Raw genomic sequence first — 21742 nt, 5'->3', positions numbered from 1 at the left:
ATTGAGACTGATAGACACAAACACCTGAGCTGCCAATGAAGCCACATAACATCCACTATGATGTACGTTTCAACACACCTGAAACACACTTGTTCGAGCTGGAATGCCACATTGCCCACCCTGCTGTCGAAGGACAGCGAGTGTCATTGCCAGCCTGGCTTCCCGGCAGCTACCTGGTGCGGGATTTTGCCCGCCATATCGTCAGTATCCGCGCCACCAGCAATGGCAAGGCCATCAAGCTGGAAAAGATCGACAAGAGTAGCTGGCAGGCTGGACCATGCACGTCGCCGCTTACCATTCATTATCAGGTATATGCCTACGATCTGTCGGTACGCACAGCCTATCTTGACCATGCACGCGCCTATTTCAATGGCAGCAGTGTCTTCCTGCAGGTGACCGGGCAGGAGGAGTCTTCCTGCAGTGTGACGATTCATCATCCAGCCGGCAAAACATATGCCGACTGGCAGGTTGCCACGACATTGCCCGGACGCAAGACTGATAAACAAGGCTTCGGGCTGTACGAAGCAGCACATTATCAGGCCCTGATTGATTATCCGGTGGAAATCGGCACACTGGCCATCGCCGAGTTCAAGGCCATGGGCATTCCCCATCGCCTGGTCATTTCCGGCAAGCACCAGGCTGACCTCAAGGCCATCAGCCGCGATCTCAAGAAAATCTGCGAGCATCACATCCGCTTTTTTGGTGATGCTCCGTTCCAACGCTACGATTTCCTGCTGTATGCTGCTGCGGACAACCAATATGGTGGCCTGGAGCATTGCGATTCAACCAGCCTGATCTGTCCGCGCAGCTGGTTGCCCGTCAAGCACGAAGAACACGATCCATCGCTGTACCAGGATTTCCTCGGCCTGTGCAGCCATGAATATTTCCATGCCTGGCATGTCAAGCGCATCCGCCCTGTTGCATTCGCCAAGCCTGACCTGAGCCGTGAGGCGTATACCCGCCTGCTCTGGGTTTTCGAAGGCTTTACTGCCTATTACGATACGCTGGCGCTTGTACGCAGTGGCTTGATGACAGAGTCGGAATATCTTGCTGCATTGAGCAAGGATATCAACCGCTTCCTGCGCACGCCTGGCCGCAGGATACAGGCCCTGGAGGAATCCAGTTTTGATGCCTGGGTCAAGCTGTACAAACCAGACGAAAACACGCCCAACAGCCAGATCAGCTATTACCTCAAAGGTTCCCTGGTGGCATTGGCTATGGATCTCAGCCTGCGCCTCAAGCAGCGCTCGCTGGATGACGTCATGCGCACCTTGTGGCAACGCTATCGTAACCATGAGCAACTGGTCAACGAGGGCAGCATGCAGGCATTGATTGCAGAAGTATGTGGCGAGAAACTGGCCAGCCTGTTCCGCGATTGTGTGCAGGGTTGTGAAGACCCGCCACTTGAGAAACTCCTGTCCAGGTTCGGTATCATCTTCACAGCCGATAAAATCAATGATGCCGACTTATTGCGCGAACACCTTGGATTGCAGCTGGCAAATGACGAGACCCGTATCACGCATGTTTTCAGCAATGGCGCAGCGGAACAGGCTGGACTGGCTGCAGGGGATGTCATCATTGCCCACGACCACCTGAAGGCCAGCGCAAAAAGCCTGAAACAGCAGCTGAAACGCCACCGCAAGCAACTGCACCTGCATTTCTTCCGGCGTGATGAACTGTTGAGCACAGATATTTTCCCCAGGAAGCATGCGCTGGCACATTACCGCCTTGCCATCAGTGAGAAACAAAAACCGGAGCAACGCACATTACGGCAGGACTGGCTTGCTACAAATTGATAGAATGACCAATTGCATTTGCATTTCATTAGGGTTTGACACTCATGACACTCACCACGCTGCTTAATCCCGCGCGCTTGATTGCGCTGGGTAGTTTTATATGGTTATGCAGTTTCCAGCCTGCTTTTGCTGTTACGGATGAAGAAAAAGCACAAACTGCCGTACACATGCTGGATTATGTCAGTGTCGACTACCCTGAATTTGTACAGAATGGTGAAGTCCTCAACCCTGAGGAATACGAGGAGCAGCTTGAATTTGCGACACAGTCCGCCACCCTGCTTGCGGAACTGCCGGCCGGCCCCAAACATGACACACTACTGGCCCAAGCAGAGCAGCTGCGGCAGCAGATTATCTCCAAGGCAGATGGCAATGCAGTGTCTGCCACTGCCAATGATTTGCGCCTGGCCGTGATTCAGGCATACAACCTGACGGTGGCTCCCAAGGATATTCCCGACCTCAACCGTGGTGCCCGCCTGTTTGGTGAAACCTGTGCTGCCTGCCATGGCGCAACAGGCCATGGCGATGGCCCTCTCGCCAAGGGCCTGGAGCCGGAACCCAGCAATTTCCATGACCAGGATCGCATGCGCATGCGCAGCATCTACGGGCTCTACAACACCATCACGCTGGGCGTGAATGGCACCCCGATGCAATCCTATGCTGCGCTACCCGAGACTGACCGCTGGAGCCTGGCGTTCTATGTCAGCACCCTGCGCGCTACTGATGCACAGAAATCGGCTGGTGAACAGTTATGGCAACAAGGCAAAGGCAAGGCAGCACTTGGCAGCCTCAAGCAATTGGTCATGCAGGCACCGGCAGAAGCAGAGCAGGCAGGCCTTGCCGATGTGCAAACCTACCTCACGGCGCAACCGCAAGCATTGAAGTCGGTAGCAAACAACCCACTTGATACTTCGCGCAGCAAACTTGCTGCCACACTGGAATCCTATCGCCAGGGTGATTACGCCAGTGCTCGCCAGCATGCAATCAGCGCCTATCTTGAAGGATTTGAGCTGGTAGAAAACAGTCTCAATAATGTCGACAAGACGCTGCGTCTGGACGTCGAGCGGCAGATGATGGACCTGCGCAGTGCCATTGCCAAGCAGGCCAGTACAGAAGATATTGCCGCGCACATTGCCAACATCAATGACTTGCTGGACGAAGCAGATGAGAAACTCAATTCAGGCAGCCTGACAGGTGCCACGGCGTTCATCAGCTCCCTCCTGATTCTATTGCGCGAAGGCCTGGAAGCCATCCTCATTCTTGCTGCATTGAGCGCCTTCATTCATAAAACCGGCAGGCGTGATGCCCTGCCCTATTTCCACCTGGGCTGGCTCTTTGCCGTTGTGCTCGGCGGCGCGACCTGGTTTGTGGCAAGCTACCTGCTGACCATTTCCGGCGCTGGACGGGAAATGACCGAAGGCATTACCGCACTAATTGCAGCCGCCATGCTGCTGTATGTAGGATATTGGCTGCACAGCAAATCTCACGCACATGCCTGGCAGCAATTCATCAGCGAACATGTGACAACAGCCCTGAACAAGCGCACCTGGTGGGCAATTGCCGGTGTTTCATTCCTGGCGGTCTATCGGGAACTGTTTGAAGTCATTCTTTTCTATCAGGCCCTGTGGGTACAGGCAGGTGAAGAAGGCCAAGGCGCAGTGATTGCCGGTATCCTGGCAGCTATCGTACTGCTTGCCATCCTGACCTGGGCTATCCTCAAGTACAGTGTGCGCCTGCCTCTGGGCAAGTTCTTTGCATCCACAGCAGGCCTGCTGGCATTGCTGGCTGTCATCTTCGCTGGCAACGGCATTGCTGCATTGCAAGAGGCGGGCGTCATTGCCGCCGACCGCATCCATTTCATCAGCGTCCCGTTACTGGGCATTCACCCTACGGTGCAAACGCTGACGGCGCAAGGCATTACCATTGCCCTGATTCTGGCGTGCATGTTGGTGAGCCGGAAGCAGGAAAACCACTAACAATCTGCAGGCGCATGACACAAACAAAAAGCCCGATATCAATCGGGCTTTTTTAACGACAATCCATCGCGGGCATCAAGTGCCGCGCATGACGGTTACTACCATCAATCCATCTTGACCGCAGAAAATTCCAGCGCATTACCATCCGGGTCCCGGCAGAACAAGGCTGCCCGCCCTGACATGCTCATGGTGTATTCCACACCTGCGCCATCAAATGCAGCCTTGATTTCCATGACATCATCCACGGAAAAGGCCACATGATAATCGCGCCCGCCGTGGGCAGGGAGCACCGCATCCGCATAGGGATCAGGGACGACCATGAGATGCAGCTGGTTGATGCCAATGTCATACCAGACGCCTTCAAAACTCAGCGGAGGCCGCTTATCACTCGGCACCAATCCAAGCAGGCCTTCATAAAAATCCCGCGAGCGCTTGATATCTGCCACGATGATGCCGGTATGCAACATACGGTTAATTTTGACCACATTAATCTCCAATCAATTAAGCTGCACGGAACATGAAATAGACTGCCCCGACAAGACACAATCCTGCCCAGAGAAAATCCAGCTTCACGGGTTGCTGCATATAAAATACGGCAAATGGCAGAAACACCACCAGTGAAATCACTTCCTGCAATATCTTGAGCTGCGCCAGGGATAGCGCCGTATAACCAATCCGGTTGGCCGGCACCTGGAACATATACTCGGCCAGTGCCACTCCCCAGCTCAGGAACGCCGCAATATACCAAGGTTTGTCATTGAGGTTTTTCAGATGTGCATACCAGGCAAATGTCATGAAGACATTGGACAAACCCAGCAACAATATTGTCTTCAACAACACTGGCATGCAGCATGTTCCCGGGCCGAATTAGATGGCTGCTTCGTCTGTTTCACCAGTGCGGATACGAATGATCTGTTCCACAGGAGTCACAAAAATCTTGCCATCCCCGATTTTTCCAGTACGCGCAGCCTTGATGATAGATTCGACAGCAGAGTCGACAATATCATCAGTCACCACCAGCTCGACCTTGATCTTGGGCAGGAAGTCCACCACATATTCCGCACCGCGATAAAGCTCGGTATGCCCTTTCTGGCGGCCAAAACCTTTCACTTCTGTCACCGTCAGGCCATTTGCGCCAATTTCAGACAACGCCTCGCGTACTTCATCCAGCTTAAACGGTTTGATGACTGCTTCAATTTTTTTCATAATTCAATCCTCTCCTATCATTAACCTGCTGCATTATTCAACATTGCGCACGAATTTGTTCGTCAATGGATAGCGCCTGTCCTTGCCAAAACCACGCGAGGTAACCCTTACCCCAACTGGTGCCTGGCGTCTCTTATACTCATTCCTGTCGATCAGGGTGGTCACACGCATCACATCCAGCTCATCATAGCCAAGCTCGATGATTTCTGCATGACTGTAATCATGTTCCACATACGCTTCCATAATGGCATCCAGCACAGCGTAATCCGGCAGGCTGTCCTGATCGGTCTGTTCATGCCTCAGCTCGGCGGAAGGCGGTCGCGTAATGATGCGCTGTGGAATCACCTCACTGATAGTATTACGGTAATTGGCCAGTTGATACACCAGCGTCTTCGATACATCCTTGAGCAAGGCAAATCCGCCCGCCATATCTCCGTACAAGGTTGAATAGCCAACTGCGGTTTCGCTCTTGTTACCAGTGGTCAGCAGAATGCTGCCGAACTTATTGGACAATGCCATCAGCAAAGTACCACGAATCCTGGCTTGCAGGTTTTCTTCCGTAGTATCAAACGCCCTGCCCTGGAATTCAGGCGCCAATGTCGCGCAGAATTCCTCAAACAATGGCGCAATCGCCATCTCGCTATATCGTACATGCAGGCCATTTGCCATGGCGCGCGCGTCTTCAAGGCTGATGGATGCAGTAAACTCAGATGGCATCATCACTGCCTGTACCCGCTCTGCGCCTAATGCATCCACGGCAATGGCAAGCGTCAGCGCTGAGTCAATACCACCTGACAACCCCAGCAGGACGCCCGGGAAATTATTCTTCAGTACATAATCGCGCAACCCCAGGCTCAAAGCCTGATACACAGTGGCTTCAATCTCAGGCACTGCCACGATGTCACCAAACTCTGGCACGCCATTACTGAACGTAACCATGCCAAGCGCTTCCTCGAAACAAGGCAGCTGCTGAACCAGTGCCCCTTCGTCATTCATGACGAAAGATGCACCATCAAACACCAGTTCATCCTGCCCGCCAACCAGGTTGGCATAGATCACAGGCAACCCGGTTTCCTTGATACGATCCTGTACGACCTCGTAACGCTCTTCCTGCTTGTTGAGGTGGTATGGCGATGCATTCAGTACCAGCAGTAATTCTGCCCCGGCAGCGCGCGCACGACGCGCCGGCTCCGGCCCCCAGATATCAGCGCAGATAACGATACCGATCTTGTGCCCCTGGTGCTCAAATACCAGTGCTTCATGACCTTCGCCAAAATAACGCATTTCATCAAAGACACTATGATTAGGCAGCAACTCCTTGTGGTATGTATGGCAAATCCTGCCATCCTGCAATACCGATGCTGCGTTATAGCAAATTCCCAGATGCCTGTGGGGGTGCCCGACAATGACGGTCAGCTGTAGTGGCAATGCCAGTGCCAGCTCCTGCAGGGCATGTTCGCACGCCTGGTGAAAATCGCTGCGCAGCAGCAAGTCCTCTGGTGAATATCCAGACAAGACAAGCTCTGGACTCAGCAACAAAGAGGCCCCTTCAGCGACAGCACGCTGGGCACAATCCAGTATCCTGGCGCAATTACCCTTCAGATCACCAGCTGTTGCATTAATTTGTGCAATCGCGATTTTCATGTCACGCCAGTATTGATAAAGGAAATAATGAAAACAAGAGGGGCTTAATAACTGCCACCGGCATCCTTGATCAATTGCACAATCTCGGGCTTTTTACCCTTCAAGGCATAGACCAGTGCAGTCAACCCATATTGGTCACGAACCTTGACATCGGCACCGCTGGCAAGTAGCAGCTTCACCATATCCACATTGCCATCGCTGACTGCATATTGCAGGATAGGCGTGCCTTCAGAATCACGATGGTTCACATCAGCGCCTTTTTCGATCAACGCCCTGGCAACCTCAGTCTGGGATTTCTTCACGGCCCAGGACAGCGCCGTCCATTTGGTCTTGTCCTGATCATCAATCTTGGCACCACTGCCCAGCAACAAGGTAACAGCATCGACATTACCTTCCCGTGCGGCATAAATCAGGGCCGTCAAGCCGAAGCGGTCACGCGCAGCAATATCTGCTCCCTGTGCCAGCAAAGTCTTGATTGTTTCGATATCGCCGTTCCGGGCGGCGTACATGAGAATACTCCTGCCATCATCACTTTTGCTGCTCGGGTCGATACCGTGCTGCACCAGCAACGCCACCATCTCGTGATAACCCGAGGTTGCCGCCATTCCCAGTGCGCTCCAGCCAGACTCATCCCGGACCTTGGCATCTGCCCCATGGTCAAGCAGTACTTTGGCAGTAGCCACAAAATTCTTCTTGGCAGCCAGCATCAGGGCCGTCCAGCCACCTGCGTCCTTGGCGTTGACATCAGCTCCCTTCTGCAGCAAGGCAAGCGCAACATCTGCCTTGTCTTTGCGAGTTGCATACATCAGGGCGGTAATACCATCCGCATCCTTGGTATTGGGATTTACTCCACTATCAAGCAAGGATTTGACAGTAGCCAGGTCGCCCTTGGATGACACAGTCAGCAGATAAGACACCTGATCCTCAGCATGGGCCGGCATACCAGCAAGACCCAGCAATGTGCCACAGAGCAATACCGCAGTTAAATGACGCAACATAATATTTCCATGAATTGATATTTCAACCGGAATGAAATGGCTTACTGCTTGGCCTTAATCGCTGCCAGCATAGCCTCACCGAGTCCAGCAGGTGAGCTTGCCACCACAACCCCTGCCCGCTCCAGCGCACTGATCTTGTCTTCCGCCTTACCACTGCCGCCAGAAATGATGGCGCCGGCATGGCCCATGCGCTTACCTGCAGGCGCAGTCTGGCCAGCAATATAACCAGCAACTGGCTTGGTGACATATTGCTTGATGTATTCTGCGGCCGCTTCTTCGTCGCTACCACCAATCTCACCCACCATGATAATGGCCTCTGTTTCGGGATCAGCCTGGAACAACTCCAGGCAATCAATGAAATTCATGCCACGAATCGGGTCACCACCTATTCCGACACAAGTTGACTGACCCAGGCCAAGTGCTGTTGTCTGATGCACAGCTTCATACGTCAGGGTGCCGGAACGCGACACGATGCCGACCTTGCCGCGCAGATGGATACTGCCGGGCATGATGCCGATCTTGCACTCATCCGGCGTGATGACGCCCGGGCAGTTTGGCCCGACCAAGCGGGTACCGTTCGCCTTGAGTGCCGCTTTCACATTCAGCATGTCCAGCACCGGAATGCCCTCGGTAATACAGACGATCAGTTCAATACCCGCATCACATGCCTCCAGGATGGAGTCTGCTGCAAATGCAGGAGGTACGTAGATCACGGAAGCATTGGCTCCCGTGTCTGCCACCGCGGCACGCATTGTATTGAAGACCGGCAGTTCAAGATGTCGCTGACCACCCTTGCCAGGCGTCACGCCCCCGACCATCTTGGTGCCATAGGCCAATGCCTGTTCAGAATGGAATGTGCCCTGCTTGCCCGTGAACCCCTGGCACAGCACTTTGGTATTCTTGTTAACCAGTATTGCCATTATTTACGCCTTTACTGCTGCAACTGCCTGCTGGGCGGCATCAGTCAGCCCGGCAGCAGAAATAATCGATAATCCGCTCTCACTCAGCATCTTGCGTCCAAGTTCAACATTGGTACCTTCCAGGCGCACGACAACAGGAATCTGGATTCCCACTTCCTTCACTGCTGTAATAATGCCCTCGGCGATAATGTCACAGCGCATGATGCCGCCAAAGATATTCACCAGGATAGCCTTGACATTGGGATCGGCAAGAATGATCTTGAATGCACGTGCCACAGTCGTTGCTGTTGCGCCGCCACCAACATCGAGGAAGTTGGCCGGTGCACCACCATGCAGCTTGATCAGGTCCATGGTAGCCATAGCCAGGCCAGCACCGTTCACCATACAGCCGATGTTTCCGTTCAGTGCAATGTAATTGAGGCCGGCATTGTGTGCTTCGGCCTCCTTGGCATCATCCTGGCTCCAATCACGCTGTTCGGCCAGTTCACGACGGCGATATAGTGCATTGTCATCCACGCTCATCTTGCAATCCAGCGCCACCAAGGCACCCTCTGCTGTCACGATTAATGGATTGATTTCCAGTAAGGCCAGGTCGTTTTCCTTGAACAGGCGATACAAGCCCTTGGTCAGGCGCGTGAATGCCGCAATCTGATCGCCAGCCAGGCCGAGTGCGAATGCAATATTGCGTGCCTGGTAATCCACCAAACCATTCAAGGGATCACAAACTTCCTGCAGTATTTTCTCCGGGCTGACCTTGGCAATTTCCTCGATTTCCATGCCACCAGCAGCAGAAGCCACCAGCACTACACGCTCCAGTGAGCGATCGACCAGCATGGATACATACAATTCCCGTGCAATCGGCAGGGTTTCCTCGACCAGCACTTTCTCCACAGGCTGCCCGTCCGGTGCATTCTGATAAGTCACCAGGCGTTTGCCCAGCAAACTGACAGCCACATCCTGGACTTCATCCAGATTGCGCACCAGCTTGACACCGCCGGCCTTGCCGCGTCCGCCAGCGTGCACTTGGGCCTTGACTACCCAGGCATCTCCTTCCAGGGCTCTTGCAGCTTCTACCGCTGCCTGTGCCGTTTCCGCCACCTGGCTGCGCGGCACAGTAACACCGTAACGCTGCAACAGGGCTTTGGCCTGATACTCGTGCAGATTCATGTTTTTACTTTTGTAATAAGCTAATGGCGTATTTTCGCGCAAATCCCCTTATTGCGCCAGCTTGGCAACCGGAGAACAGTAAGGCCGATGGATAATTTTTGCCCAGACAAGGATCAAGCCCGGCAATCAATCCGTGCATGTATAATTAACGCCAATTTTCTCAGTCCGACAATATTTGCATATGCGCCTCGTCATCCAGGGTTCAACTATCAGCTTCCAACAGTTAGGTCATATCCACCAGCTCACCAGTGCCAACCATCACCAGCAATTCATCCAGATTGGGGAGCATGCCTACACTCTGCCCAATCAACAGGAAATTCCCCGTGAGTTGCTGGCCTTCTGTCTGGAGCAGCAAATTGACATCAGCCTGGTGGATGACAATCACACACTCAGGCACTTGGGATTGGCAGTCATGGATATGGACTCCACCCTGATCACCATTGAGTGCATTGATGAAATTGCCGACATGCAGGGTTTGAAACCGCAAGTGGCTGCCATTACGGAAAGCGCGATGCGTGGCGAAATTGAATTTGCCGAGAGCCTGCGCCGCCGGGTTGCCTTGTTGCAAGGGCTGGATGCATCCGCATTGCAGCGTGTCATTGAGGAGCGCCTGCGACTGACACCGGGGGCCGAAGCCTGGATTGCTGCATGCAAGCAGCATAACATCAAGACCATGCTGGTTTCAGGCGGATTTGACTTCTTTGCTGACCGGGTCAAGGCGATGCTGGGCCTGGATGTTGCCAAAGCCAATACACTGGAAATTGTAGACGGCAAACTTACCGGACGCGTGCTTGGCGATATCGTGGATGCACAAGCCAAAGCTGATTACCTGGAGCGCTATCGCCAGGAGCTGGGCCTCAGCCAGGACCAGGTGGTCGCGATTGGCGATGGTGCCAATGACCTGAAGATGATGGCGGCTGCTGGATGCGGGGTTGCCTACCATGCAAAGCCAGTCGTCCAGCAGCAGGCCAGCTATGCCCTCAACCATGTCGACCTTGAAGGACTGGTGTACTTGTTCACACCATTATCCGCACACTCATCCTCAACTTGCCATTAAGGAACTGCTCATGTTGTCCAGATTGTTACGCTTGCCTGCCCTGTTAATCGTACTACTAGGCGCCTCTTCTGCCATAGCCCAGCCGCTTGCCGAAATTCAGACCAACCAGGGATTGATTGTCGTAGACCTCAATAGCGAAAAGGCGCCCAACACTGTCGCCAACTTCGTTCGTTATGCCAAGGAAGGGCATTACGCAGGCACTATTTTCCATCGTGTCATTGCCGGATTCATGATCCAGGGAGGCGGACTCGACAGCAACCTGGAACCCAAGCCTACACACGAACCGATCAGAAATGAAGCCGACAACGGCCTCACCAACGCCACCGGTACGATTGCCATGGCACGCACGGGTGACCCGCATTCCGCATCTGACCAATTCTTTATCAATGTTGCCAACAACACGCCTCTCAATTTCAGTGAGCGCTCGGAAACTGGCTGGGGCTATACGGTATTTGGCCGGGTGATCCAGGGCATGGACGTTGTGCAACGCATTTCCCTGATGCCGACCGATGGTGGCGATGTGCCCTATCAGAACATCACGATTGAGGCAGTGACCATCAAGGAATAAGCCCTCAGGGCTGCATGACAGCCATCAACCGGCCCAGCGTGACAAATGCCTGTTCCACGCTGGCATCAACCGGTTTGCTGTAATTGATGCGGATAGAATGACGGCATTCATGGCGGGCAGAGAAAATCGGCCCGGGCGCAATACTGACACCTTCTGCCAATGCCTGCTGAAACAGGAGCAACGCATCCACTCTCTCCGGCAATGCCACCCAGAGAAAATAGCCGCCACTTGGCCGGGTCACCTGCGTTTCCACAGGAAAATTCCGGGCTACCAGGTGCAGGTACTGGTGCTGCTGCAACTCAAAACATGATCTCAATTTACGTAAGTGGCGGTCATAACCGCCATGCTTGAGGAAATCTGCAATAGCCGCCTGCGAGATCGTGCTGGTCGACAATGATGTGATCACCTTGAGCCGCTCCACTTCACGTTTGTAGCGTGGTGGCAGCAATGTCCAGCCAATGCGGTAGCCGGGAGCCAGCGTCTTCGAGAACGAACTGCAATGCATGACATAACCTCCCTTGTCATAAGCCTTGGCAGGCTGGTGCTCCTGCATGCCAAAGTAAAGCTCGCCGTATACATCATCCTCGATCAACGGCACCTGGTGGTGCGTCAACAATTCGACCAACGCCTGTTTACGCTCCGCCGACATGGAAACCCCCATGGGATTCTGGAAGCTGGTCATGCTCCAACAGGCACGTATCGGGCGTTTCTCTAACATACTCTGCAGATAGTCCAGGTCCATTCCGTGCACAGGATCAACCGGAATTTCTACCGCCTGGAGTTGCAGCCGCTCCAGTGCCTGTAAACATCCATAAAATGCGGGCGACTCAATGGCGACCAGGTCGCCAGGCCGGGTGACTGCCTCCAGGCACAGGTTCAACGCTTCGAATGCGCCATTGGTAATCACGATACTATCGACATCTGCCTCTATCCCTTGCATCAGATAACGCCTGGCAATCTGCCGGCGCAGATCATGATTACCAGGAGGCAGAGATTCAACAATGGCAGCTGGCCCCATATCGCGTGTGGCATGTGCCAAGGAGCGCGACAGGCGCTGCAACGGGAACAAAGCCGGCCAGGGGAAAGCTGAGCCCAGGGGCACCGTATCCTGATCCTTGATCGACCCCAGAATGGAAAACACCAGGTCAGAAATAGTAACCGTGGTACTTTCCTGCCCGGGTGGCGGTATATTCCCGGCTGACAGCTGCTTGATGGCATGACTACTGACGTAATAACCCGATTTGGGCTGGGCACGGATCAGGCCGAGGTTTTCCAGTTCGTAATACGCCCTGAACACAGTAGCAGGGCTCAGCTTGTGATTGAGGCAGGCCTGACGTACAGAAGGAAGCTTTTCGCCCGGGGCAAGCACCCCGGAGCGAATGGCAGTGGCAATATCATGCACTAGTTTTTCATAGCGTTTCATACCGGCTGCCATGATGTATTTCCAGAAACGACAACGGGGCACATGGCCCCGTTCATCAGATCATCACGCAAGCTGCCTGCGCGAGAACGTCAGGGTGGCATTGGTGCCACCGAAACCAAAACTGTTGGAAACAGCGGTCTGGATGTTGGCATTATCGATGCGCTTGCGCACAATGTTCAGACCTTCGGCTGCCGGATCGAGATTGTCGATATTGGCCGAGGCAGCAATGAAGTTATGCTCCATCATCAACAGCGTATAAATCGCCTCATTGACACCTGCCGCACCCAACGCATGCCCTGACAATGACTTGGTAGAAGCGATGGCAACGTCAGTACCGCCAAATACGGCACGGATTGCCTCCAGCTCTTTCACATCGCCCACTGGCGTACTGGTGCCATGCGTATTGATGTAATCAACAGGCCCTTCGACATCCTGCAAAGCCAGCCGCATGCAACGCTCTGCGCCCTCGCCGCTTGGAGCCACCATGTCATAGCCATCGGAAGTTGCACCATAACCAACGATCTCGGCATAAATCTTCGCACCGCGCGCCTTGGCATGTTCGTACTCTTCCACCACCAGGATGCCACCACCGCCGGAAATCACGAAACCGTCGCGATCCACGTCGTAAGTGCGCGAAGCTTTTTCAGGAGTATCGTTGTACTTGCTTGACAATGCTCCCATGGCATCGAACATGAAGGACAAGGTCCAGTGTTCCTCTTCACCACCCCCAGCAAACACAATATCCTGCTTGCCGAGCTGGATCTGCTCTACAGCTGCGCCAATGCAATGCGCACTGGTGGCACAGGCAGAACTGATGCCGTAATTGATACCCTTGATCTGCGCACCAGTGGCAAGACAGGCTGAAACGCCACTGGCCATGGCCTTGGTCACCATGTAAGGGCCAACGCGGCGCACACCCTTGGCGCGCAGGGTATCCACACCTGAGAGAATATTCTCATGTGAAGCCCCTCCCTGACCCACGATCAGACCGGTACGCACATTAGAGACCAGTTCAGGTGGCAATGCGGCATCTGCAATGGCTTCCTGCATGGCCAGCCAGGCATAAGCATGCCCCTTGCCCATGAACCGCAGCAACTTGCGATCAATCAAGGCTTCCAGGTCAAGGTTTTCAATGGATCCGGCCACATGTGAACGCAGTCCCTGCTCCACATACTCTTGTTGCAAGCGTATGCCGGAACGGCCTGTTTTCAAACTATCCAGAACTTCAGATTTGTTGTTACCAAGACTGGACACAATGCCCATTCCGGTGACGACGACACGACGCATTGCGTGTTCTCCCACATTAATTCATCAATACCAGCTGTTGTCTGCTGGCAGCGTATTCCTGCTAGAAATTATCCGTACGCGTAAACAGGCCAACCCGCAAATCGTTGGCGGCATAGATTTCACGCCCATCAATTTCCATACGGGCATCTGCAATACCCATCACCAGTTTACGCATGATTACTCGCTTCAGATCGATGCGGTAAGTAATCAGTTTACCACTAGGTAGTACCTGACCCGTGAATTTAACTTCGCCGGCACCCAGTGCACGCCCCCGCCCCTGGCCTCCCATCCAACCAAGATAGAAACCGACCAGTTGCCACATGGCATCCAGGCCCAGACAGCCTGGCATTACGGGGTCTCCCTCAAAATGGCAATTGAAAAACCAGAGATCCGGTTTTACATCCAGTTCAGCCACAATTTCTCCATGCCCATACCGGCCACCTTCCTCCGTGATAGAAATGATCCGGTCGAACATCAGCATCGGCGGCAAGGGCAATTGCGCATTGCCTGCACCAAACATTTCACCACGACCACAGGAAAGCAATTCTTCAAAGGTAAAACTATTCTGTTTTTGCATTTAATTATTCTGTACTTATCAATCGCGTTATTTTCGCCTGAAATGCCATTTAACAAAAGCCCTATGCGCTAAAAGTATTAATAAATATCAACTTATTCCCTCCCTTTCCCTGGCGGAATGCCGCATGAAGCATTAACCTGCCTTTGTTGAAGCAACTATACCGATCTGTTTACACTATGAATTAAAACCAATACCATACGGGAAATTTTCCTTAATCTCACCATTGACCTGATACTGGAATCCACCACATGAGTGATCGTCTACTCGAAGACTGGCGTACGCATGCATTACAGCTGGAAAACGAAGTCAATCAAGTTGTTGTCGGCCAGGACAACGCAGTCCGTCTGATTACCACTGCCATCTTCGCACGGGGGCACGTACTGCTGGAAGGAGATGTAGGTGTAGGCAAGACTACACTGTTACGTGCTGTCACGCGAGGCATTGGCGGAGGCTATCAGCGCATAGAAGGCACGATAGACCTGATGCCGAATGACTTGGTCTATCATACTTATCTGGGGGACGATGGCCGTCCGCATGTCAGTCCCGGCCCACTGCTGTCGCATGGTACCGACCTGGCAGTATTTTTCTTCAATGAAATCAATCGCGCTCGCCCGCAAGTGCACTCGCTGTTGTTGCGAGTCATGGCAGAGCGCACATTATCCGCCTTCAACCGCGAGCATACTTTCCCGCACATGCTGGTCTTCGCCGACCGTAACCAGGTAGAGAAAGAAGAAACATTCGAGATTCCATCCGCAGCACGTGACCGCTTCATGATGGAAATCCCGATTGTGGTGCCTTCCAGTGCCGACATCATGGAGTCATTGATTTTTGATACACGCTACCATGATGTTGATAGCCTGGTGGATCAGGTATCACCGGGCATTCTACAATTCGATGAACTCAACCAGATTGCAGCCTTGATACAAAACAGTGTCCAGGCTACCCCCGCCCTGCGCAAATACGCGCTGGACCTCTGGCTGGCGACCCGCGATCCCGCCCAGTTTGGCATCCAGATCGAAGGCGTTGATATTAGGCGCCTGGTAATTGCAGGAGCCAGTCCGCGTGGTATCGCCATGATGATGCGTGCAGCCCGTGTCAACGCATGGCTCAACGGACGCGAAGCAGTCCTGCCGGAGGATATCCACGCGGTATTCCAGGAAACCATTGCGCACCGGCTGGTATTCAACCCCATCTATGAAATGCGGCGTACTGCACTTGCACGCGAACTGCTGGATCAGATCGTCCATGTAGTGAGTGTCGCCTGATATCATGCATGAACTTGCCAGGGAGTTTTCCTATCAGATCAGCTGGCGCTCGCGAGGCCGGCATCCAGGCCGCCATGCCAGTGCGCAACGCGGCCTGGGTATGGACTTTGTCGGCCATGCGCCCCTGATAGCCTACCCAGATCCGCGCCGTATCGATTTGCGCCTCAGCCTGCGCGACCCAATGGAACAGGTCTATGTGCGTATCTATAATCAACGCAGCTCAGTGCCGGTGTTCATTGCATGTGATTTGTCCGGTTCCATGGGGTTCTCCGGCCACCTGAATAAACTCAGGACTGCAGCCGAGATCACAGCATCCGCGGCGCAGTCAGCCTCGCGCGTCAATGACCCGTTCGGCTTCATCGGTTTTGATGACAACATCCTTGATGAATGGCTGACTCCTGCCAGCAACAGGGTACAGCCGGCTTATATGCTGGCAGAAAAATTGCAGCATTATCGTCCTCCGCATATCGGCAGTATGGGCATCCTCAAGCTGGTCAATCACCTGCCACGAGAACGCTCGCTGGTATTACTCATCTCGGATTTCCATATGCCACTGGAAATCGTGGAAGAGGCCCTGGCTGCTTTACAACGCCATCACGTTGTCCCCATCGTGTTATGGGATGCAGCTGAATATAAGGCCATTCCCAAGTTTGGACTAACGCATGTCACGGATAGCGAAACTGGCGAGAAACGTACTCTGCTGTTGCGAAAAGCCACCCATTCCCGTATCCAGTCTGCATTTGCAGAACGCCATGCCGCGCTTGACGCACTATTCATGCGCTATGACCTGCCCCCGTTTTTTATCGAACAAGGTTTTGATGCAGATGCCTTGACCGAATACTTCTACCAGTTTGTCACGGCATGAACATGATGACCCATCCCACATTGCATTTCCTCCTGCTACTGGTCATCGGGCTGGTATCTCCATCCGCATGGGGCGCAAATAACGTATCCCCGCCCGAAAAGAACCCGCCGGTCGACATCACTGTCAGCAATCCGGCGCGTGAAGTGGGCTACCACGTGGGAGAGATTCTCTCGCGCACCATCACGCTCAAGGTCGCGGATCAGTACCGGATATTGCCTACGTCCCTACCGATTCCCGGTAACCAGAAACGCTACCGCAACAAAGAGCAAGGCATTGAGTTATATGCCAGCAAGATCAGTGAATCCCACGAGAACGGCCAGAATATCTATACACTGGACCTGAGCTACCAGGTATTCACATCCAGCATTGTTGCCAAGCCGGCGGCATTACCGCCTGAATTCATCAAGTTTTCCGGCAATGGCAAGTTATTCCAGGTTCGCGTTCCCAGCTGGAATTTCCGCATCTCCCCGCTCGCGGTCTACGGCTCAGTCAATATCAGCAAGGACATGAGTCCTCTGCGCGGTCCGCTACTAATCAGCGATCAGCGCCCCCGTATCATCATGAACACGGCGCTGGCCATTCTTGGCCTGAGCCTGCTGGGACTGTTATACATACTGGGCACCCATGCCTGGTTGCCGCGCATGGGCGGTCCATTTGCCAGAAACTATCGCGCTATCAGGAAATTAACCCGTGACGATACCGGCCTGAAAACCGCGATCAGCAATCTGCATGAAGCATTCAAGAAAAGCTGTGGCCGAAGTGTGTTCTCTGCAGACGAGATCATGCAGGTCAAGCCCGCATTCACGCCGCTTGCTGATGAACTGTCACGGTTTTTCCTGTTGTCACGCTGTGTGTTTTTCGACAGTTCGGCGCAGAATATTCCTGCTGACCCGCATGCATGGCTGAAGCAGTTCAGCCGCCGCTGCCGCGATATCGAGCGAGGAATGAAGTAAGTGAATTTCGCCCACGCCTGGCTACTCATATTGTTGCCGCTCAGCCTTGTTCCCCTGCTGCTGGATCGCCAGCATAGCCGCAGCTATTCATGGCTGGGCCTGTTGCCGCGTGACCGCTGGTCAGACCTGCTGGGCATTTTGCTGAAAATACTCGCAGCGCTGGCATTACTCATGATGCTGCTGGGTGCATCTGGCCCGGCCACGGATGCACAATATATAGAGCGCATAGGCCAGGGGGCACAACTGGTATTGGTCATCGACCGCAGTGCCAGCATGGATGAAGCTTTCGAAGGTGCAGAATCCAGCGGCATTGCCGGCGAATCAAAAGCAGCAGCCGCGGAGCGCCTGATCACCCGCTTTGTACAGGAGCGCAGCAATGACATGTTCGGCATGGTGACATTCAGCAACTCCGCAATGCATGCATTACCACTGACGGAAAACCGGGAAGCCATCCTCGCCGCCATCCGCGCTGCAGGCGGAGCCGCCCTGTTCCAGACCAATATCGGCAGCGGCCTGACCACCGGTCTCGCACAGTTCGACAAGACACCGGATTCCGGCTCACGTGCCATCATCCTGCTGTCTGATGGCGGCGGGCGCATGGGAGCGAATACACAGCAGAAAATCCGGGACTGGCTGGACCGTATGAATGTCACGCTATACTGGATTGTATTGCGCCAGCCAGGTGCCACCAGTATCTTTGATACTACCTACGTTCCTCCTGAAGACAAGCCGCTGCCCCCGGCACTGGAACTCAATGATTTTTTCAAGACGCTGCATACCGGCTACCAAGCGTATGAAGCTTCGGATCCGCAATCCCTGGCAATGGCCATGGAAGATATCAACCGCAAGGAAAAAAAGCCCATCCGTTATCATGAGGAAATTCCGGGCCGTGATTTTTCACCTTATTGCTACACGATAGCGGCATTGCTGTTGTCATTACTATTATTGGCAAAATTCATCGAGGTCAGAACATGGCATTAAGCGCCAAGAAACTTACCTGGGCATTCAGTCTGCTGGCACTTGCTGCTGCAGGGATAGCAGCATGGCAGGCTTACCAGATACAGGGCATTCATGCATTCAACCAGGCCATTGCCACTGGCAAGAGCCCATCAACGCGACAGGACAGCTATGAAGCCAAATTTGCCGTGGCATATTGGCAGGCCAGGAATGGACGCTATCAGGAGGCCACCCAGCTTTTTGGGCAATTGCAGGACAAAGGCAATAACGCCCAGAAATCTGCAGTGCAATACAACACCGGCAATATCTTTTTCCTGCGGGGCCTGGAAATCAATGGCCGCGACATGACAGTACGCGACGAGACGGAATACCTCCTGACCCAGGCCCGAACAGCTTATGAACAATCCCTGCGCCTGGACTACCATTTCTGGGATGCCCGGCACAACCTCGATCGTGTCCTGAGCATGCTGCCATCAACACCCACTCCAGGTTCAGGGGAGTCAGATTCCCCAGGCCTCATCATGGGCAACATCCCGGTCGGCTTGCCATAAAGTACATCATGCCTTTCCTGTCCAGACTCAAACCCTACCTGCATCGTGATGTGCTGCTTCCGGCCATTGCCCTGCTTTTACTTGGTATTGCCGCATTCAAGCCCACCATTCCAGTGCCCCGCAATATTTACAGCACCATGCTGGTCATCGACATCAGCCAGAGCATGAACACCAAGGGCATGATCTGGCGCGGAGAAGATATCTCGCGTCTGGAATACACCAAGCACCTGGCACATGACCTGGTTGCCAGCATGCCCTGTGGCAGCCGGGTCAGCCTGGCCTTTTTCGCTGGTCTCAGTGTCGCAACCTTATATACCCCGATTGAAGTCTGCGAGAACTATGCTGCCATCCAGGACACCATTGCCCATGTCGAATGGCGTCAGGCCTGGGCAGGCAACAGCCGCCTGCGCGAAGGCATGGACTCCCTGAGCCGCTTGCTGCGCACCATGCCAGAGCCAACCCAAGCCATATTTTTCACTGATGGTGAAGAAGCGCCCCACCTGCACGCATTCAATACACTCAACCTTGCCAATCTCCAGACTGGCAGCGAGTGGCTGCTGGTCGGCATAGGCAGCAAACAACCCCAGCCGATTCCCAAGTTTGATGAAAACAACAAACTGCTGGGCTATTGGTCAGCAGAAAATTTTGTGCTGCAACCTGGTATCGCTCAGATTTCACAGCAGAACCTGGGCACGCGGGACAAGGGAACCGCCACCACGGAAAATGACCGCTACCTGTCCATCATGGATGAAGAGTACCTGATCAAACTCAGCGAAGAAATCAGTGCCAACTACGTCAACGGCGATAATCCCGAAGCCGTCAAATCTGCCATGAACCACATGAAACCCAGCCGCCGCGACTTTGCCCCCATGGACATAGACTGGATACTGGCCCTGATCGCAGGCGGCCTACTGCTTGCCTCCTATACGCCGCAACGGCTGAAAAAACTGCTCAAGCGGATACTGCATCGCAAAATGATTCACTAGCTATCCCCTACCTGCTATTAGACCAGGTATTTGGTTTCACCCGATACCAGAAATTCTGCAGCCAAGCTTACCTTTGGACTGCCCATACACGACTGAGTGCTTCCTAATCCTTTCTTCAGAATTCAGGCAGTGGATCATCATATGCAGCATGATGAGATTGAGCCATTAAGCAGCTTATTGACTTAGCGCTCCAGCATCCAATACGATTCAGACTCCTTGATATTGTCCATACCCCTCAGCCAACAACAAGAAAGTAATAAAAATGGAACAAGAAATTCTTGCCGGGAACCCCTCTGAAGTTAAAGACCTGGGCGGTAAATCATGAGCTGCCTATCTTTGGTTGATCCTGCTCACTCTAGTTATTCTGATACCTAGGGCATGAATTAGCGATGAAAATCAATGGTCATCATCATGAGTTAGTTCAGTCGGGTATCCTGAAGTAAATTTTATCCATAGCGAAACATTTCAGGATTCTGCTTAATTTAACCGCTATCCAGTACACAAATTGTTCAAACTCCTCCAGTATTTTCTTGTCGCTGCTGTGGCTTGTTCCGTGCTCGCATGGTATATGCTGGACTCTACGTGCGGAAATAACCTGCTCACCGAAGTATGGTCACCTGATGGAAAATATAAAGTCGTTGTCTTCCAGCGCGACTGCGGCGCTACCACAGGTTTCAGCACACAGCTCTCGTTAATGCCGTCGCAGCACCAACTGGGCAATGAATCCGGCAACATCTTTGTTGCTGATACAAATCATGGCGCGGCACCATCAGGTATTGGCGGAGGGCCCTCTGTCAGTATCCAATGGCTTGACCCTGAAAGCCTGGTAGTGATACATCATCCAAATGCACGGATTTCCATGGCTGAGCCACAGTCATCAGGTGTACGGATCATGTATAAGACTGCAGAATAATAGGTAAGCAACTGTTATACATGCCATCTTTTCAGCACGAAGAATCACAAGGCATACGCGTCTTTATTCAATTGCTCGTCTTTACTTTTTTGCTTATTGCACTATTGATCGTGCTGCAGTGGCTGGTAATTCAATTATTTTCATGAGTGTCTTCTCTCTGAGACTTAGCGAGTTTGTGTACTACAGACTGATCCACCTGTAGCTCATCTCTTCAATGCATTACAATCCAGCTTCTGTGCATTGGTCAGGAAATAGTATGAAGTGGTTTGCAATGGCTTTGTCGACATGGCTATTGGTATTTGCCTCTGTGGCATCTGCCAGCCCCTACGCTGACAAGCAAGTATTCGAGGAGGATGCCAGGCAGGGTATTCTGAAAGAGCAATCCAGCCGTGACCATTTCCAGTTTCGCGGACTGATTGTGACGGAGTTCGACGATAGCCTGAACCTCTGTGGCGAGATGAACAAATCAGACGAGCCGGAATGGACGCGCTTCATCAAGGTTTTCGACAAGGGCACCGAGCGTTTCGAGTTGGTATGGATAGAGCCAGGTGATGCAGCGTCCGAGGTCGAGGATTTCAAAAAGGATCAGTTCGGCTCCTATTGGGATCGTCGTTGCTCCAGTTTAAGATAGTCGTG

At 53.2% G+C, this 21742-nt stretch carries 22 protein-coding genes; 12 read left to right on the top strand and 10 right to left on the bottom strand.

Annotated features, from left to right (window positions below):
- Window positions 1–35: 35 nt before the first annotated feature.
- Window positions 36–1796 (top strand): M61 family metallopeptidase, encoded by a 1761-nt coding sequence (locus CHB59_RS10200; RefSeq protein WP_089376139.1) that lies wholly within the window; start codon window positions 36–38, stop codon window positions 1794–1796.
- Window positions 1797–1840: 44 nt separating this feature from the next.
- A complete protein-coding gene (locus tag CHB59_RS10195) occupies window positions 1841–3769 on the top strand; it encodes a cytochrome c/FTR1 family iron permease (RefSeq protein ID WP_179212134.1) in 1929 nt (642 codons plus the stop codon).
- Window positions 3770–3873: 104 nt separating this feature from the next.
- On the opposite strand, the gene CHB59_RS10190 is transcribed toward CHB59_RS10195, so the two are convergent.
- Genes CHB59_RS10190 through sucC form a run of 7 tightly spaced genes read right to left on the bottom strand, consistent with a single transcriptional unit; the run spans window position 3874 to window position 9704 of the window.
- Window positions 3874–4254 (bottom strand): VOC family protein, encoded by a 381-nt coding sequence (locus CHB59_RS10190; protein ID WP_089376137.1) that lies wholly within the window; start codon window positions 4252–4254, stop codon window positions 3874–3876.
- Window positions 4255–4270: 16 nt separating this feature from the next.
- The gene (locus CHB59_RS10185) at window positions 4271–4615 is read right to left on the bottom strand and encodes a DMT family protein (RefSeq protein WP_089376136.1); all 345 of its coding nucleotides are present in this window, start codon (window positions 4613–4615) and stop codon (window positions 4271–4273) included.
- A 21-nt stretch (window positions 4616–4636) separates the two neighbouring features.
- Entirely contained in the window at window positions 4637–4975 is a 339-nt protein-coding gene (locus CHB59_RS10180; RefSeq protein ID WP_089376135.1) for a P-II family nitrogen regulator, read from the bottom strand.
- 33 nt (window positions 4976–5008) lie between these two features.
- Window positions 5009–6619, bottom strand: a complete 1611-nt coding sequence (locus CHB59_RS10175; protein WP_089376134.1) for an NAD+ synthase — start codon at window positions 6617–6619, stop codon at window positions 5009–5011.
- Window positions 6620–6663: 44 nt separating this feature from the next.
- Window positions 6664–7617 (bottom strand): ankyrin repeat domain-containing protein, encoded by a 954-nt coding sequence (locus tag CHB59_RS10170; RefSeq protein WP_089376133.1) that lies wholly within the window; start codon window positions 7615–7617, stop codon window positions 6664–6666.
- Between the two features lie 41 nt (window positions 7618–7658).
- Window positions 7659–8537 carry a succinate--CoA ligase subunit alpha gene (gene sucD / locus CHB59_RS10165; RefSeq protein ID WP_089376132.1) on the bottom strand — a complete coding sequence of 293 codons (879 nt, stop codon included), beginning with the start codon at window positions 8535–8537 and terminating at the stop codon, window positions 7659–7661.
- 3 nt (window positions 8538–8540) lie between these two features.
- Window positions 8541–9704, bottom strand: a complete 1164-nt coding sequence (gene sucC / locus CHB59_RS10160; RefSeq protein ID WP_089376131.1) for an ADP-forming succinate--CoA ligase subunit beta — start codon at window positions 9702–9704, stop codon at window positions 8541–8543.
- Between the two features lie 181 nt (window positions 9705–9885).
- On the opposite strand from sucC, the gene serB reads away from it, so the two are divergent.
- Both serB and CHB59_RS10150 read left to right on the top strand, forming a co-directional pair.
- Complete coding sequence (gene serB, locus CHB59_RS10155) at window positions 9886–10761, top strand: phosphoserine phosphatase SerB (RefSeq protein WP_089376130.1); 876 nt, start codon at window positions 9886–9888, stop codon at window positions 10759–10761.
- A gap of 10 nt (window positions 10762–10771) precedes the next feature.
- Entirely contained in the window at window positions 10772–11329 is a 558-nt protein-coding gene (locus CHB59_RS10150; protein WP_089376129.1) for a peptidylprolyl isomerase, read from the top strand.
- Window positions 11330–11333: 4 nt separating this feature from the next.
- Here CHB59_RS10150 and CHB59_RS10145 read toward each other — a convergent pair whose 3' ends face one another.
- The 3 genes from CHB59_RS10145 to fabA form a co-directional block, all read right to left on the bottom strand.
- Complete coding sequence (locus CHB59_RS10145; RefSeq protein WP_342743078.1) at window positions 11334–12764, bottom strand: aminotransferase-like domain-containing protein; 1431 nt, start codon at window positions 12762–12764, stop codon at window positions 11334–11336.
- Window positions 12765–12815: 51 nt separating this feature from the next.
- Complete coding sequence (gene fabB / locus CHB59_RS10140) at window positions 12816–14039, bottom strand: beta-ketoacyl-ACP synthase I (protein ID WP_089376128.1); 1224 nt, start codon at window positions 14037–14039, stop codon at window positions 12816–12818.
- A gap of 61 nt (window positions 14040–14100) precedes the next feature.
- Window positions 14101–14616: a 3-hydroxyacyl-[acyl-carrier-protein] dehydratase FabA gene (fabA, locus tag CHB59_RS10135; RefSeq protein ID WP_089376127.1), complete on the bottom strand. Its 516-nt coding sequence runs from the start codon at window positions 14614–14616 to the stop codon at window positions 14101–14103.
- A gap of 248 nt (window positions 14617–14864) precedes the next feature.
- Between fabA and CHB59_RS10130 the strand changes: the two genes are divergently transcribed.
- The 8 genes from CHB59_RS10130 to CHB59_RS10095 all read left to right on the top strand — a co-directional run bounded on the left by CHB59_RS10130 (window position 14865) and on the right by CHB59_RS10095 (window position 21737).
- On the top strand, window positions 14865–15881 hold the full coding sequence (locus tag CHB59_RS10130) for an AAA family ATPase (protein ID WP_089376126.1): 1017 nt from the start codon (window positions 14865–14867) through the stop codon (window positions 15879–15881).
- A 4-nt stretch (window positions 15882–15885) separates the two neighbouring features.
- Window positions 15886–16746: a DUF58 domain-containing protein gene (locus CHB59_RS10125; RefSeq protein WP_179212133.1), complete on the top strand. Its 861-nt coding sequence runs from the start codon at window positions 15886–15888 to the stop codon at window positions 16744–16746.
- A 2-nt stretch (window positions 16747–16748) separates the two neighbouring features.
- A complete protein-coding gene (locus CHB59_RS10120) occupies window positions 16749–17699 on the top strand; it encodes a hypothetical protein (protein WP_245835113.1) in 951 nt (316 codons plus the stop codon).
- Window positions 17700–18680, top strand: coding sequence for a vWA domain-containing protein (locus CHB59_RS10115; RefSeq protein WP_089376124.1), 981 nt, complete (start codon window positions 17700–17702; stop codon window positions 18678–18680).
- On the top strand, window positions 18671–19207 hold the full coding sequence (locus tag CHB59_RS10110; protein WP_089376123.1) for a hypothetical protein: 537 nt from the start codon (window positions 18671–18673) through the stop codon (window positions 19205–19207). The genes CHB59_RS10115 and CHB59_RS10110 overlap by 10 nt, the downstream gene beginning before the upstream one ends.
- Window positions 19208–19215: 8 nt before the next feature.
- Window positions 19216–20193, top strand: coding sequence for a vWA domain-containing protein (locus tag CHB59_RS10105; RefSeq protein ID WP_089376122.1), 978 nt, complete (start codon window positions 19216–19218; stop codon window positions 20191–20193).
- Between the two features lie 541 nt (window positions 20194–20734).
- Entirely contained in the window at window positions 20735–21106 is a 372-nt protein-coding gene (locus tag CHB59_RS10100) for a DUF5412 family protein (protein WP_281252030.1), read from the top strand.
- A gap of 256 nt (window positions 21107–21362) precedes the next feature.
- The gene (locus CHB59_RS10095) at window positions 21363–21737 is read left to right on the top strand and encodes a hypothetical protein (RefSeq protein ID WP_089376120.1); all 375 of its coding nucleotides are present in this window, start codon (window positions 21363–21365) and stop codon (window positions 21735–21737) included.
- Window positions 21738–21742 lie beyond the last annotated feature (5 nt).

Origin of the sequence: Methylobacillus rhizosphaerae, assembly GCF_900187985.1 — a bacterium.
Taxonomy (GTDB): domain Bacteria; phylum Pseudomonadota; class Gammaproteobacteria; order Burkholderiales; family Methylophilaceae; genus Methylobacillus; species Methylobacillus rhizosphaerae.
Note: the sequence above shows the minus strand (reverse complement) of the source record. Positions and strands in the feature narration are given on the sequence as shown.